The sequence below is a fragment of the Pseudoclavibacter sp. RFBG4 genome, from assembly GCF_002931515.1.
Taxonomy (GTDB): Bacteria; Actinomycetota; Actinomycetes; order Actinomycetales; family Microbacteriaceae; genus Pseudoclavibacter.
Genome location: NZ_PSYC01000062.1, coordinates 1 through 13814, shown reverse-complemented (window position 1 = coordinate 13814; position 13814 = coordinate 1). Strand labels below are relative to the sequence as shown.

Sequence of the window (13814 nt, the reverse complement as noted above, 5' to 3'; positions counted from 1 at the left end):
CGCCCCCACTCCCGTATCTGCTCCCGCGCCCGCCCCCGCATCCGCGTCCGCCTCGTCCAGCGGTTCTGCCGCGGGCATCAGGCGCGCGTAGTCGCCGAACGCGTCGATCCTCGCGCCCTGCTCGTGGAGGAGCGCCGTGAGCCGTTCGATCTGCTCGACCTCGAGCGGGCGGCGCCTGGCGCGCTCGCGTCGCGTGAGGAGGTCGAGGAACTCCGCCTCGTCGGCGACGACGGCCGTTCGGTCGGCTGATGGCGTGAGTGTGGCGGCGTCGGTGTATACGGTCGCGGTGGCGTTCGAGTAGAAGACGCAGGTGTCGACGGCGATGGACTCGCCGAGGGTCTGCTCGCTCAGGCGTGCGAGGTGCGTCGCGTGGGCGAGCGCCTGGCTGCGCGGTGCTGACTGCCCGAGGTGCGTCAGCACCCGGAGGGAGCCCTCCGCGGCGCCTCCGGCCGGGGCAGTGCTGTCTGGGGTGGTGGCGGCGCCGCTCGTGATCTGCAGGGCGAACGGTGGACGCAGCGCCACATCGTCGATGAGGTTGCCGAAGGCCGGCTGCGCCTCGCTGGGCCGGACCCCGTCGAAGATGACGCCGTCCCAGGTTCTGTGATCGATGAGGAGGGCGCCCGCGTCGGTGAGCAGCACGTGGTCGAGCTGGATGACATGGCGGTTGGTGCTCATGCCCTCCTGGACGAGGATGAACGTGCGAGTCGCGAGCACGCCGTTCAGCCCGAGTGTCTCGCTGGCCCGCAGGATCGCCTCCCGGGACACGAGTTCCGTCTCGATCGAACGCCTGGCGCGTTCCTTGAGGAAGTCGACGAGCATCCGCCGGTCTTGGAACGCGGCCTCGTGCTGGAGTGCGAGGCGCTCGAGGCGCGCCTCAGCATCTTCCTGCAGCTCCTGCTTCTGCTGCCGGAGTTCCGCGTGGGCGCGCTCGGCCTCGGCGGTGAGCGCCTGCCGCTCGGCCTCGGCGGCGTTCTGCCGCTCGTCGAGCGTCGCCCGCCAGCGCCTGTTCGCGCGCATCCGAACCACGAGCGCGATGATGACTGCAACCGTCGCCCCGAGCACAAAGCTCAGCGCAACCCACCCCTGAATCTCCATCCGCCCAGTACAGCACCGGCCACCGACATCGCCGGGAGTGGCGACCGGCACGTCGGCCCGCGATGCCGAAACGGGGAGTTCGACGGGGAGTTTGCCCGCGAATCCCCGGGGCGAGGCGGCGAGGAGCACTTCACTAGGCTGGGGTGACCCCGATCTCCCCCTTCGAGAGGATCTACCGTGCGAGTACTTGTCACCAGTTCCCGGAACACGTTTGCGCTCGACATCATCCGCAAGCTCGGCAGCACGGGCCACGCGGTGTTCGCGAGCGACACGTACGAGGGGGCCATCGGCAGCCATTCGAGGTACCTCGCGGGGCATTTCGTGACGAACTCGCCGCGCGCCAAGACGGACGAGTTCATCGCCGACGTCGCGAAGATCGCGGCAGAGCAGCACATCGACGTCGTCATCCCGACGTTCGAGGAAGCCTTCTACCTCGCAGCCCGCGGCCACGAGCTCCCGGACGGCACGAGCGTGTTCACGGGCGGATTCGAGCAGCTCGCGCGCCTGCACGACAAGGCCAGCTTCAAGCGGCTCGCGCAGGAGGCAGGCGTGCCGGTGCCCGAGACGATCGTCGCGACGAGCCACGAGGAGCTGCTCGCGGCCATCGACACGTACCCGAAGTTCTTCGCTCGCGCCGCGTTCTCGCGTGGCGGCGTCGGGCTCCTCACCAACACGGGTCCGCTCGCGGGCAAGATGTCGGTCGACGAGGCCGCGCCGACGCCCGACCAGCCGTGGCTCGTGCAGCCCTTCGTGGACGGCCCCATGATCTGCACGTACAGCATCGTCGTCGACGGCCGTGTCACGGCGCACTGCACGTACCGCGCACCCGAGCAGTGGGCGCACAGCACGGGCATCTCGTTCCTCGCGATCGACAGCACGGAGACGCTCGACTACACGCAGCGGCTCGTCGACACCCTCGACCCGAACTACACGGGCCAGCTGTCGTTCGACTTCGTCGACAACGATGGCGGGCTGTTCGCGATCGAATGCAACCCGCGCCCCACCAGCGGTGTCATCCTGCTCGAAGCCGACGAGGTCTCGGCGGCCTTCCAGGGCACGAACTCCGAGCCGTTCGTCGTGGCGCCGGGCGTCGAACGTCAGGTGAAGCTGGCGGTGCTGGCGGATGCGTTCGCCGAGCCCATCAAGCACCTCCCGAAGTCGCTCCACGACCTGCTGCACGTGCGTGACATCGGCGCTGGCTGGCACGATGAGCTGGCGATGCTGTGGAGCCCCGCGACGATCGTGCACGGTGCGCAGCTCACGCATGGTGAGCGCAAGGAGCTGCTCGCGGCGCTCGGCGACGACATCGTCTGGAACGGGGAGCCGATCGACGGGATGCTCCCCGAGGATCGCGTCGCGCTCGAGGCAGTGCACGAGCAGCGCGTCTGAGCAACGCTAGTGCCCTGCTCAGCCCTGCTCAGCCCCGCCGCGCCCAGCTGAGCCCCGCTGAACGTGCCTCCGCCCCGCATCCATCATGGATGCGGGGCGGAGACGTTCGAGATCTGCTGGAGTCGTAGCTCAGGCGATCGCGCGGTAGTGGAAGTAGTACCCGTTGTCGGTGAAGCCACCCTGCTGCGGGTAGTACGTGCATCCCTGGCTGATCTTCGTCCAGGAAGAGATGTACGTGACCTTGGCCGCCTCGCACTCGCTCGCCGTCGAGAACGGCCCGACGCTCATGTTGGCGGTGGCTGCCTGCGCGGCGGTCGCCCCGCCGAACATGAGGCCGCCCGCGACGACGGCACCGGCGATGACCGTGGACACTCGCTTCTTGAAATGAACCATGTCCCGACCCTAGGCACGGGGCTTGAGTGGAGCCTCCGTCATGCTGGGACACCCGTGCGAAGGGGTTGCGGAGACGTCGTCACTGTGGATCGTTCGCCGGGTCGAGCGCCGCGCGCCGCTCGTGACGATGCTCGCGGATCGACAGGTACACGCGGTGCGCGAAGATCACGAACGCGAGCCAGGCCGCGCCGAGCACCCAGCCGGCGAGCACATCCGTGAACCAGTGGTGCCCGAGGTACACACGCGAGATGCCGACCGTGATCGCGAAGAGCACGGCGCCGAGCGCGATCAGCACCCGTGCGCGCTTGGTCTGTCTGCGCAGGATGAGCAGGTACGCGATGACCCCGACGACCGCCACCGCGTTGAGGGTGTGCCCGCTGGGGAACGACGCCGAGTGCTCGTACGGCGGCACGGCTTCCGCCTGGTCTGGGCGGACCCGGCCGATGAGGTTCTTCCCCGCGACCGTCATGAGCAGCGACCCGCCGCCCGCGGCGACGATGAGGATCACGGGCGTCCAGGAGCGGCGCCGGATGGAGAGGATGAGGAGCGCGGCGACGGCGATGATGGGCATGCCGATCTGCCCGGCGATGTCGGTGTACGCCGTGATGAGCATGTCGGCGAGCGGCGCTCGCAGGGTGATGGCGTAGTCGAGGAGGGGCTGGTCGAGGCCGGCCACGCCGTCGCTGTCGGTGACGTTCTCGTAGATCTCGGCCGCGAGCGCACTGAGCCCGACGACGATCGCGAGCCCGATCACGAGCAGCAGGATGAGTGCGCTGTTGGGGCCGACCCGTTCGCCGACCCGCTGGACGCCGTTCGTGATGGCCCGGCCAGCCCTGGAGTCTGGCCGTTTGGGGCTGCCGTTGTCTCGTGCGGTGTCCTGGGCGAGCTCGCCCCGAACTCCCTGGGTCGTCTCGTCGGGTTCGCTCACGATGTCTAACCTAAGCGGCGATGCTCCGGCCGTCGGTCAGGAGGCCTCGACACCCACGCTCCTGTGCCGGTCGCGGACGTTCTCCGGGCCGCGGGGCCGCGGGTCCGAGCGAGGTCGCCGGCCCCCGCAGCCCGTCGCGCCTAGTTCGAGTAGAGGCCCACGACTCGGTTCTGCTCGAGGATGGCGTGCGCGTAGCCGTCGAGGAACTCCTCGCGTGAGGGGGTTCCCTCGACGTGGTGGTCGAGCGCGTAGACGGTGAAGAAGTAGTGGTGGTCGCCGTGGCCAGCTGGCGGCTTCGGCCCCATGTACTCGGTCTTCCCTGCGGTGTTCTCGGCGACGCGTGCATGGTCGGCGCCCGCGTCGACGACGCCGTCGTGGGCGGGAAGCCCGTAGACGATCCAGTGGGTGAAGCCGTGGGGGAGCGGTGCATCCGGGTCGTGGACGATGAGTGCGAGCTCGACGGCCTCAGCGGGCACTCCGGTGATCTCGAGGCGCGGGGCGGCATTGCCTCCATCGGCCGCGAACTGGTCGGCGAGGCGAGTGCCAGCCTCGAAGTCGGGGCTGGTGATCTTGAGGTCGGCGATGTTGAGCGACATGGAGATTCCTTCGCGTTCGGGGGCGATGGCGGATGCGCACCAGCCTCCAAGTGTGTCCGAGCAGTCTCCGAGATTCCTCGGCGAACGGGGCCGCTTCCGGCCGCGCTGGCTTCTCGCGGAAGTGGGTCCGACGCCCCGTTCGGGTAACGTTGCACCCCGTTTGCCTTCCCCCAAGAGAAACGGATGATCCCAACGCCATGAGCTCACAGGACACACCACCCTCCTTGATCGGACCGCAGCGCAAGCCGGTGACGCGCATCATCCGGGAGGTGATCGACCCGGATCCGGTGCATCCGGCCCTCGTTCCCGGCATCGGCGTCGAGCAGACCGGCCGCTCGTTCCGCACGAACTGGTCGGTGTTCGGCATCGCCGGTGCTGGCGTCGTCGCGGTCATCGCCTGGGCGCTCGTCTCACCCGACAGCCTCTCGGCGGTCGGCACGGCCTCGCTCGACTGGGTGACGGGCGGCTTCGGCTGGCTGTTCTCGGTGCTCACGATCGCCGTCGCCGTCTTCATGCTCGTCGTCGGCTACGGGCGAACGGGCGGTGTGAGGCTCGGCGCCGACGACGAGAAGCCCGAGTTCTCGATGGTGTCGTGGATCGCGATGCTCTTCTCGGCGGGCATCGGCATCGGGCTCCTCTTCTACGGCCCCATGGAGCCGCTCACCTACTTCCTCGCACCACCGCACGGCTTCGACGTGGAGTCGGGCACCGTGGATGCGATGCACACGGCGCTCGCGCAGACGGTGCTGCACTGGGGGCCCATGGCGTGGGCGTACTACGCGCTCGTCGGCGGGGCCATCGCCTACGCCTCCTACCGCCGTGGCCGCGCGCCGCTCATCTCGGCGCTGTTCGAGTCGGTGTTCTCGCAGCGCACGCAGGGCTGGTTCGGGCCCATCATCGACGTGTTCGCGATCCTCGTGACCCTCTTCGGGACGGCCGTCTCGCTGGGCATCGGGGCGCTGCAGATCGCGTCGGGCGTGCAGGTCGTCACCGGCATCGGCGAGCTCGGCAACGGCTTCCTCATCGCGACGATCGCGGTGCTCACGGCCCTCTTCATCCTGTCGGCCGTCTCGGGCGTCAAGCGGGGCATCCGCATGCTGTCGCACGTGAACATGGTCGTCGCGGGGCTCCTCGGCGTGTTCATCTTCATCGCCGGACCCACGCTGCTGCTCCTGAACCTCATCCCGGCATCTGGTGTCGCGTTCTTCGGCGAGCTCGGCACGATGCTCATGCGCAACACGGAGATGGACGGGGACACCGAGGCGTTCATGCAGGCCTGGACGACCTACTACTGGGCCTGGTGGGTGTCGTGGACGCCGTTCGTGGGGCTGTTCATCGCGAAGATCTCCCGCGGCCGCACACTCCGCCAGTACGTGACGGTCGTCATCGTGGTGCCGTCGATCATCTGCCTGCTGTGGTTCGGCGTCGTGGGTGGCACGAGCATGTGGATGGAGTCGCAGGGGGTGCCGATCAGCGAGGCTGGCGCGCCGGAGCTCATGCTGTTCGCGCTCCTGCAGGAGTTGCCGTTCGGGCTCATCACGAGTCTCGTCGCGCTCGTGTCCATCGTGATCTTCTTCGTCACGTCGGCCGATTCGGCGTCGATGGTGATGGGCTCGATGAGCCAGCAGGGCAAGCCGGTCCCGTCGCGGTGGGTCACGATCTTCTGGGGCCTCATGCTCGGCCTCATCGCGGCGTCGCTGCTGCTCGCCGGCGGGCGGGATGCGCTCTCCGGGCTGCAGGCGATCATGGTCGTCACCGCGCTGCCGTTCGCGTTCGTCGTCATGGGCATCATGTGGGCGTGGGCGAAGGACCTGCGCATGGACCCGTACATGATGCGCCGCCGCTACGCGCGGGAGGCGATCGACGAGGGTGTGCGCGCCGGCATCGCCGAGCACGGGGACGACTTCGTGTTCGGGGCGAGCGTCGTCGAGGCGGAGCATGGGGCTGGCGCCTGGCTGGATTCCGAGGATCCGGCGCTCACCGAGTGGTACACGGACGCGACGACGGGCATGCTCGACATCGTGAAGGGCGAGGAGGCGTCGACTGACGGCGAGACGTCGACGCCGTCCCCTGAGTCGGGGGAGCAGGCGCGGAGCGAGGCGCCGGCTTCCCGCGATGCGCTCGAGTCGGGCGGGGCAGAGCCACACGCCGAGCCACACGTCGGGGGCCACGACGCCGACGGCGACCGGGACCGTGTCGGCGTCTGACGCGACGGCCTCCGAGGTCTCCGCCGTCGTGGCATGCTCTGAGCTGACATTCCCTGCCAGGACTCAGCGCCTGCCTCACGAAGGAGCCCCCTCATGACCGAACGCACGAACATCTCCTCCGGTTCGCCCTACGAGGCGACGGTCGGCTACTCGCGGGCCGTGAAGGTCGGCAGCCACGTCTTCGTGGCGGGCACGACGGCGCCGGGTGTCGACGCCGAGGAGCAGGCGAGGGAGATCTTCGAGCGCATCGGCGCCGCGCTCGAGCAGGCCGGCGCCAGCCTCGCGGACGTCGTGCGCACTCGAGTGTTCCTCGTCGATATCGAGCGCGACTTCGAGGCCGTCGGTGCCGTGCACGGCGAGGTCTTCGGCGAGATCCGCCCGGCGTGCGCGTTCATCGGCACCGCTGGCCTCGTCGCGAAGGACCTCCTGCTCGAGGTCGAGGTCGACGCGATCATCAGCGAATAGCTGCTGCCTGCGCGGGGTCGAGTCCGGCCCCGTGCAGCAGCGACCGCCACGGCCGAGGGACCCAGGGGACTAGGGCCTGACGGTGCTCTCGATGAGGGTCGCGGCACCGAGCAGCTCCGGGATGCGCGCTGCGAGCCCCCGGCGCGGGAGTCGGTCGAGCGCGGCGGATGCCGCGGGCAGCGAGTGCTCGCGCCCGCGGACGAGTGCTCGGATGGCGTTGAGCAGGACCAACGGGTGGGATTCGAGGGCCGAGTGGCCGTTCTCGATGTGCACGAGCACCGCATCCTGAGCCGTGGCTGCGACCGCCCGTGCGATGGGCGGCGGAGTGCGCAGGTCGCGCCTGCCGACGAGCAGCACGAGCGGCCACGGGAACTTCGGTGTCTCCTCGGCGAGGTCGAAGGGTTCGCCCGCGAAGGCGGGGAAGAGGTCGGCGATCTCCGAGTAGGTGAGCGCGGGGTCGAGGGGCAGCCCGTCGGGGTGGCCGCCGTAGCCGAGCTCCCGGAAGCCGATGACGCCGGACAGGTCGAACTCGTAGATGCCGGGGAAGCGGGCGATGGAGCGGTCGCGGGTCGCGTACAGCTGCAGGGCGCTCCAGGCTGCGGTGTGCGCGTGGTTCGCGCGCTGCCGGAGCACGGGGACCAGGAGCTCGTCGCCGCCTAGCTCGTAGGCGGCGCGCGCCACGTCGAGCAGGATGCGCGAGTCGACGCCCTTGTCGATGAGCGCGTGCGTCGCCTCTGCGGCGGCGGTGTCGGCGTGCCAGAACAGTTCGCGCACCGTGTGCCGTTCCAGGTTCAGGGACTCGGCGGACTGCAGGGCGGAGTCGAGCAGCATGCCGGCGACGCGGTCCGGGTGCCTGGCGCCGAACGCCGACGCGAGGTACGTGCCGTAGGAGGCGCCGACGATGTGCGCCCGCGCGATGCCCTCCCGGTCGAGCACGGCCGCGATGTCGTCGATCACCTCGATGATGTTCATCGCGGAGCTCGGCAGGTCGTGCCCGCCCAGGTCGGTGCGGGAGAAGCCGATGCCGCGGTGCTCGACCATGATGACGTCGAGGCCGCCCTGCGCGGCGCGCCTCCGGAAGCCGAGGTACGGGAGCAGCGAGCCGAGGCCGGGCCCGCCCGGGATCACGACGACCGGGGTCGACCCCCGCGGTCCACTGCGCGCGTAGGCCAGGTCGAACTCGGGCGTGGTGTCCGTGGCAGGGCGGCGCAGGTGACGCGCGTGCCGGTCGGCGAGCTGCGGGGGGATCTGCGGGGCCACGCGCTCAAGCTAGCAGGGGAGGGCGCGACCGGTCTGGGGGTCCGGGCGGTGCTTCAGCGACGTGGCTGAGATCTGCGGCGTCGCGCGAGAATCCACCCGACGGCGATGGCCGCGATCACGGCGGCGAGCCACAGCCATCCGTTGGTCTGGTTGCCCGCGAAGCCGAGCTGCGAGACCTCGCAGGAGGTGTGCGCCGGGTCGAGGGCGTCGAGGCAGGTCGTCGACGTGTACACGGGTGCCAGTGCGAGCGAGATGAGGATCGCGGTCACGGCCGTCCACAGCCAGATCCGGGCCGTGGAGGGTGGCTCGTTGAACGCGGTCATGCGTCATGTCTACCGGATCGGGCCGCCCGCACCTATCCGACCGCGAAGCCGCCGTTGCTGGACAGTACTTGCCCGTTGATCCAGGCTCCCTGCGGTGAGAGCAGGAACCGCACGAGGTTCGCGGTGTCCTCCGCCGTCCCGAGGCGACCGGCGGGCGTCGCCTCCCGGCACCAGGCGCGGGTCGCGTCGTCCATCCACCCCGTGTCGATGGGGCCGGGGTTGATGACGTTCGCGCGAACGCCCCTGTCGGCGAGCTCGGCGGCTGCCGCCGTGACGATCCGATCGAGCGCGCCCTTGCTGGCGCCGTACGGCAGGTTCCCGACGGTGTGGTCGCTCGTGAGGGCGACGATGCTGGCACGAGCATCGCCCGTTGGGGCTGTCGCGGGCAGCTGCTCGGCGAAGGCCTTGATGAGCAGCCACGTCGCTCGCGCGTTGACGGCGAAGTGGCGATCCCAGCTGTCGATGCTCGTCCTGAGGATGGAGCTGTCGACGGATTCGGCGTGCGACATGACAAGCCCCGAGACTGCGCCGAGGGTCTGCGCCCTGCCGATGAGCATGGCCGGAACCGCCGGGTCGTTCAGGTCGCCCTCGACGAGTTCCACGGATGCGCCCAGCTCGCGGCATTCCTGCGCCACGGACTGGGGGTCGTCACCGGACCGCTCGAGGCCGAGCCGGACGTCGTAGGCCCGCCAGTGATTGAGCGCGAGGTGCCAGCCGTCTCGAGCCAGACCGATGGCCAGCGCGGCGCCGATGGAGCGGCGGCGGCCGACACCGGTGATGAGGGCGACCCGGGGCTCTCCTGCGATGCTCATGCACCCACGGTACGAGGTGCGGGGTAGGAGGGGCGGGGCGGCATCCGCTATCTCTGCGGCGCCTCGACGTCGACGAAGGCGATGTCCGGCATGAAGCCGGTATCGTCTGCCACGACCTCCCCTGGCGCGGGCTCGATCCACACCGCCGATTCGGGGAGTACAAGCGCTGCCGTGCCCGCCGCCGTCGGGTGGGGAAGCTCGACGAAGCCGCCACCGGCGCTGGCAGCACCGAGCAAGCTGGAGCGCAGACCCTCGATCGCGTTCTCGCCGACGACGAAGTCGCGGCCGTTGATGTGCACGAGATAGTCCATGGGCTCCTCTTGGCGAAGGCAGTGACGCGGCGGTGGGCGGATCCTCACCCAACTCCCGATTCGAGGCGCGGGCAACGGCGTTGACAGGCCGGGCCTCCATCGGATAACGGCAAGCTGTGAGATCAGGTGAACACATAGGCAATGCGTCGCTCGCGTGCGACACTCAGAGAACATCGGTACTCCCTGCCCCTCCTTCGCTTGTTCGGGGCGCACACCGAGTGGTCGAGACGGATCCGTCGCCTTGGTTTCTCATAACCCAAAGGTGACCCCATGGGATTCATGTACTACGGCAGTCAAGGGCACGAGCTGGAGATCGACGACCGCCCGCTCCTGCATCTCAAGATCGCGCTCCTCAGCATGCTCCGGGCGGGCCACAGCGTCGCGTTCTCCATGTCGCGCCCCGCGAATCAGGGCAGCGGTCGAGAGACGCTCTGGATCAGCCCAACGACCGATCTGCGGTTCCGTTTCATCGGCGGACGCCTCCCCGCGATCAACGACGACTGGGTGCGCGCCATCATCGCCTCCGCCAACTCGCCGACCGGGATGCGCATCTGCCAGGAGCCTGCACCCGCCAGGGCGACGTCACTGGCGGTGTGACCCCGCGCGACGCTCTAGGCTCGGTGCTGTGAATGCGAGCGCGAACGAAGCAGGCCAGCAGTCGGAGCGCATGCTTCGTGTCCGCGAGGCGTACCTCCGCACGCGAGAGTTGAGGTCGCGGCTCGCTGCTCTCCGCAGCGCGGACCTGCAGCTGCCCGATTCCCTGTCCCTGTCGCTCTCGGAGCGCGCAGAACGGCAGGCCGCCGACCGTGAGCGCCTCGACGCGGAGCGCGCGACGAAGCTCGAGCTCGACGCCGCCGAGCGTGCGCTCAGCGACGCCGAGGCCGCGGTGCAGGAGTCGCTCAGCGGCAACGGCGACGACTGGATGCGCGGGACCGGCACGCGCTGAGCGGCACCGACTGGGCGGCACGCTTCGGGGTCCCTCCTCGCAGCGCTCGGCGAATCCGCATCGTGCTTGGCAGGGCGGGGCTCGGCAGGGCGGCGCCGCGCTCGAGGAGTACGCGCCGTTCCCCGCGGGCCCGTGCCGTTCAGGACCCCGGGTACCGGTTCGCGGCCATCACCGCTCCGACCCGTGCCGTCGCCGGATAGTTGATGCTGTGGCTCTGCACGTACTCGGAGAGGCCGAGCTCCCCGAACTCTCGCCCGTGGCCGCTGACCCCGCGCCCACCCATCGGGGCTCGGAGGGAGACTCCGGCACGGTTGGCGCAGTTGATGAACGTGAACCCCGCTCTGAGTCGGCGCGCGACGGCCTGCGCTCGCGGAATGTCGACGCTCCACACCGACGAGGCAAGCCCGTGCTCGACCCCGTTCGCTCGCTCGATGGCCTCGTCGACGGTGTCGTAGGCGAGGATCGGGAGGAGCGGGCCGAACTGCTCCTCGCGGACGAGCTCGTCCGTGTCGCGCAGGCCTGTGACGATCGCGGGCCGAACCCAATGGCCGCCGGGGGTGATGGACTCGTCGAGCGTGCCGATCTCGGTGACGGTCCCGCCCGCATCCGCTGACCGCTCGCGGAGGGCCTCGAGGCGTCCGCGCGCGTCGCCGCTGATGACGGGGCCCATCGTCACGCCCTCGACCCTCGGGTCTCCGACCCGCAGGACTCGCTCGGCGGCGGCCACGAGGTCGGCGACGAAGGCGTCGTGGCGCTCGCGGGGAACGTAGACGCGCTTGACGGCCATGCACACCTGCCCGCTCGTCAGCATGGCACCGAACACGACCCGCTCGGCGAGCTCCGGGCCCCAGTCGGCGTCGTCGAGGAGGATCGCCGCGTCGTTGCCACCGAGCTCCATGACGGTGGGGCGGATGGTGCGGGCGGCGGCTGCTCCGATGGCTCGGGCCGCGGCGGGGCCGCCCGTGAAGGAGATGAGGTCGACGTCGGGGCTCTCGACGAGTGCGCTTCCCGTCTCGCCTTCGCCGTTGACGAGGTTCAGGACACCGGCGGGCAGTCTGGCGGCGATCGCCGAGTAGAACGCGGTGACGGCGAGGGGTGCGAGCGGTGAGGGCTTGAGCACCATGGTGTTGCCGGTCATGAGCGCCGGGATGACCTTGAGTGCGGCGAGGATGACGGGCGCATTCCACGGGGTGATGGCGGCGACGACGCCCATGGGTTCGACGACGCGCACCAGGGTGCCCTCGGCATCGTCGATGAGCTGCTCGGCGCAGACCGCGTCGAGGTGCTCGGCGCAGAACTTCGCGAGGTGCCGGGCGAACTGGAACTCGCCGTGCGCGTCCTGTGCGGGCTTGCCCATCTCGCTCGCGATGAGGTGCCCGGAGTGGTCGGGGTTCGCCGCGGCGTCCTCGATCGCGTCCGAGAGCTGTCGCGCGCGGTCGGCTGCCGGGACCGCCGCCCAGAGCGGAGCTGCGGTCCGGGCTGCGGCAAGCGCATCCCGCACCTGCTCGGGGCTCGCGTTCGCGACGGAACCGACGACGGTGTGCCCGTCGATGGGGCTGACCACTGCGAGCGACGCGGGCGAGGCCACTCGGCGGCCGTTGATGAAAGAGTCGAGATGCATGGTGTCCATGATCGACGCCCGGTGCGAAGATCGCATGCAATCCATGTTGCAATCGTGTGAAAAGTTCCGCCAATCGCACCTAGTGAGTCAAGATTGCACGCAATCTAGCTGCATGGATGCACACACCACCTCTCCGAGAGTCGCCATCGTCACTGGAGGGTCCCGCGGTCTCGGTCGCGTCATGGCCCTCGCTCTGCGAGCGGCGGGCTACGCCGTCACGATCACCGCGAGCGGGGCATCCGCCGCCCTCGACGAGGTCGTCGCGGAGGCCGCCGAGCTCCCGGGCGGTGCTGAACTGCTGCTGCCGATGGTCGCGGACGTGAGCGACCCGAAGCGAGCGCAGGAGGTCGTCGACGCCACCGTCCAGCGATTCGGGGGTGTGCACGCCCTCGTCAATAACGCGGGACGCGGCATGCGCCTCGTCAGCGAAACCTTCACGACCGACCCGGTGCACTTCTGGGATGTGCCTGCCGCGACGTGGTCGCAGATCATCGACACCAACGTCAACGGTCCGTTCGTGATGTCGCAGGCCGTGATGCCGCTCTTCCTCGCGCAGCGGGAAGGGCGGATCGTCAACGTCTCGACGAGCGCGCAGACCATGATCAGGCCCGGGTACGCACCGTACGGCCCGTCGAAGGCGGCGCTCGAGGCGATGACACGCTCGTGGGCCACCGACCTGGCTGGCAGCGGGGTGACCGTCAACCTGCTGCTGCCGGGTGGCGCCGCCGACACGGAGCTGCTGCCCTCGGGCCCCGACAAGAAGGGGGCGGATGGCAACCTGCTGGCCCCTGACGTCATGGCGGCGCCGGCCGTCTGGCTGTGCTCGCCCGACAGCGCGCTCGTCTCCGGGGCGCGTGTCATCGCGAAGCTGTGGGATCCGGCGCTTCCGGACGCGGAGGCGTTCACCGCAGCGAGCGCCCCGCACGTCGTCGCTGGCTGAGCCGCGCCCGCGCCACCCGCCCCGTCCGGCGCTGAGAGTTGTGGCGAAGTGCGGTCGGGAGGGATTCCGACGGCACTTCGCCACAACCTTGGGCAGGGGCAGGGGCAGGGGCTGCAGCGGCGCGTGCTGAGGGGCAGCGGTGTCATGGGCAGCGCCTCTGGGGCTGGCTGGTGGCGAGAATTGCGGCGGAGATCCGGGCTCGCGCCCCGGCTTCCGCTTCCGCTTCCGCTTCCGCTTCCGCTTCCGCTTCCGCTTCCGCTTCCAGAGGCTCGCGCCCCGTACTGAGAGTTGTGGCGAAGCGCGGTCGGGAGAAATCCCGACGGCACTTCGCCACAACCTTGTGAAGAGGTGCCGGTGACGGACGGTGACGGTGGGGCCAGTGTCGGCCCTGCGCTAGTTGTGCGCGGACCGGTGCGGGCGACGTGCGGCTTGCGTCCGCGTCTGTGCCCGGCGCCGAGAGTTGTGGCGAAGTGCGGTCGGGAGGGATCCCGACGGCACTTCGCCACAACTTTGGGCAGGGGCAGGGGC

Annotated in this window: 15 protein-coding genes; 6 read left to right on the top strand and 9 right to left on the bottom strand. The window is 69.8% G+C overall.

The window, feature by feature from the left end:
- Positions 1–1095: hypothetical protein (locus tag C5E10_RS18410; RefSeq protein ID WP_146080341.1), on the bottom strand; the 1095-nt coding region annotated here is incomplete at its 3' end.
- Positions 1096–1272: 177 nt separating this feature from the next.
- Here C5E10_RS18410 and C5E10_RS18405 point away from each other — a divergent pair.
- A complete protein-coding gene (locus C5E10_RS18405; protein WP_104332890.1) occupies positions 1273–2484 on the top strand; it encodes a carbamoyl-phosphate synthase large subunit in 1212 nt (403 codons plus the stop codon).
- Between the two features lie 129 nt (positions 2485–2613).
- Here the strand turns inward: C5E10_RS18405 and C5E10_RS18400 are convergent, their stop codons facing one another.
- From C5E10_RS18400 to C5E10_RS18390, 3 genes are all read right to left on the bottom strand, one after another.
- Positions 2614–2877 (bottom strand): hypothetical protein, encoded by a 264-nt coding sequence (locus tag C5E10_RS18400; RefSeq protein ID WP_104332889.1) that lies wholly within the window; start codon positions 2875–2877, stop codon positions 2614–2616.
- Between the two features lie 79 nt (positions 2878–2956).
- Positions 2957–3805, bottom strand: coding sequence for a phosphatase PAP2 family protein (locus C5E10_RS18395; RefSeq protein WP_258071218.1), 849 nt, complete (start codon positions 3803–3805; stop codon positions 2957–2959).
- Positions 3806–3945: 140 nt separating this feature from the next.
- Positions 3946–4401 carry a YbhB/YbcL family Raf kinase inhibitor-like protein gene (locus C5E10_RS18390; RefSeq protein WP_104332887.1) on the bottom strand — a complete coding sequence of 152 codons (456 nt, stop codon included), beginning with the start codon at positions 4399–4401 and terminating at the stop codon, positions 3946–3948.
- A gap of 197 nt (positions 4402–4598) precedes the next feature.
- On the opposite strand from C5E10_RS18390, the gene C5E10_RS18385 reads away from it, so the two are divergent.
- Positions 4599–6608, top strand: a complete 2010-nt coding sequence (locus C5E10_RS18385; RefSeq protein ID WP_104332886.1) for a BCCT family transporter — start codon at positions 4599–4601, stop codon at positions 6606–6608.
- Between the two features lie 93 nt (positions 6609–6701).
- On the top strand, positions 6702–7073 hold the full coding sequence (locus C5E10_RS18380) for a RidA family protein (protein ID WP_104332885.1): 372 nt from the start codon (positions 6702–6704) through the stop codon (positions 7071–7073).
- 69 nt (positions 7074–7142) lie between these two features.
- Here C5E10_RS18380 and C5E10_RS18375 read toward each other — a convergent pair whose 3' ends face one another.
- The 4 genes from C5E10_RS18375 to C5E10_RS18360 are packed head-to-tail and all read right to left on the bottom strand — an operon-like array spanning position 7143 to position 9779.
- A complete protein-coding gene (locus tag C5E10_RS18375) occupies positions 7143–8333 on the bottom strand; it encodes an alpha/beta fold hydrolase (protein ID WP_258071217.1) in 1191 nt (396 codons plus the stop codon).
- Between the two features lie 53 nt (positions 8334–8386).
- Positions 8387–8656, bottom strand: a complete 270-nt coding sequence (locus C5E10_RS18370; protein WP_104332884.1) for a hypothetical protein — start codon at positions 8654–8656, stop codon at positions 8387–8389.
- A 32-nt stretch (positions 8657–8688) separates the two neighbouring features.
- Positions 8689–9468 (bottom strand): SDR family oxidoreductase, encoded by a 780-nt coding sequence (locus C5E10_RS18365; RefSeq protein WP_104332883.1) that lies wholly within the window; start codon positions 9466–9468, stop codon positions 8689–8691.
- A gap of 47 nt (positions 9469–9515) precedes the next feature.
- Entirely contained in the window at positions 9516–9779 is a 264-nt protein-coding gene (locus C5E10_RS18360) for a hypothetical protein (protein ID WP_104332882.1), read from the bottom strand.
- Between the two features lie 270 nt (positions 9780–10049).
- Here C5E10_RS18360 and C5E10_RS18355 point away from each other — a divergent pair, with 270 nt between their 5' ends.
- Both C5E10_RS18355 and C5E10_RS18350 read left to right on the top strand, forming a co-directional pair.
- Positions 10050–10376 carry an ATP-dependent DNA ligase gene (locus C5E10_RS18355; protein WP_104332881.1) on the top strand — a complete coding sequence of 109 codons (327 nt, stop codon included), beginning with the start codon at positions 10050–10052 and terminating at the stop codon, positions 10374–10376.
- Between the two features lie 28 nt (positions 10377–10404).
- The gene (locus tag C5E10_RS18350; protein WP_104332880.1) at positions 10405–10725 is read left to right on the top strand and encodes a hypothetical protein; all 321 of its coding nucleotides are present in this window, start codon (positions 10405–10407) and stop codon (positions 10723–10725) included.
- 139 nt (positions 10726–10864) lie between these two features.
- On the opposite strand, the gene C5E10_RS18345 is transcribed toward C5E10_RS18350, so the two are convergent.
- Positions 10865–12346: an aldehyde dehydrogenase gene (locus C5E10_RS18345; RefSeq protein ID WP_181062833.1), complete on the bottom strand. Its 1482-nt coding sequence runs from the start codon at positions 12344–12346 to the stop codon at positions 10865–10867.
- Positions 12347–12458: 112 nt separating this feature from the next.
- Here C5E10_RS18345 and C5E10_RS18340 point away from each other — a divergent pair, with 112 nt between their 5' ends.
- On the top strand, positions 12459–13286 hold the full coding sequence (locus tag C5E10_RS18340; RefSeq protein ID WP_104332878.1) for an SDR family NAD(P)-dependent oxidoreductase: 828 nt from the start codon (positions 12459–12461) through the stop codon (positions 13284–13286).
- The last annotated feature ends 528 nt before the right edge of the window (positions 13287–13814 follow it).

What these genes read in the sequence shown, in the direction of transcription:
- C5E10_RS18400 (WP_104332889.1), bottom strand. Translation starts at nt 2,877, where the DNA reads ATGGTTCATTTCAAGAAGCGAGTGTCCACGGTCATCGCCGGTGCCGTC.
- C5E10_RS18390 (WP_104332887.1), bottom strand. Translation starts at nt 4,401, where the DNA reads ATGTCGCTCAACATCGCCGACCTCAAGATCACCAGCCCCGACTTCGAG.
- C5E10_RS18385 (WP_104332886.1), top strand. Translation starts at nt 4,599, where the DNA reads ATGAGCTCACAGGACACACCACCCTCCTTGATCGGACCGCAGCGCAAG.
- C5E10_RS18380 (WP_104332885.1), top strand. Translation starts at nt 6,702, where the DNA reads ATGACCGAACGCACGAACATCTCCTCCGGTTCGCCCTACGAGGCGACG.
- C5E10_RS18370 (WP_104332884.1), bottom strand. Translation starts at nt 8,656, where the DNA reads ATGACCGCGTTCAACGAGCCACCCTCCACGGCCCGGATCTGGCTGTGG.
- C5E10_RS18365 (WP_104332883.1), bottom strand. Translation starts at nt 9,468, where the DNA reads ATGAGCATCGCAGGAGAGCCCCGGGTCGCCCTCATCACCGGTGTCGGC.
- C5E10_RS18360 (WP_104332882.1), bottom strand. Translation starts at nt 9,779, where the DNA reads ATGGACTATCTCGTGCACATCAACGGCCGCGACTTCGTCGTCGGCGAG.
- C5E10_RS18355 (WP_104332881.1), top strand. Translation starts at nt 10,050, where the DNA reads ATGGGATTCATGTACTACGGCAGTCAAGGGCACGAGCTGGAGATCGAC.
- C5E10_RS18345 (WP_181062833.1), bottom strand. Translation starts at nt 12,346, where the DNA reads ATGCATCTCGACTCTTTCATCAACGGCCGCCGAGTGGCCTCGCCCGCG.
- C5E10_RS18340 (WP_104332878.1), top strand. Translation starts at nt 12,459, where the DNA reads ATGGATGCACACACCACCTCTCCGAGAGTCGCCATCGTCACTGGAGGG.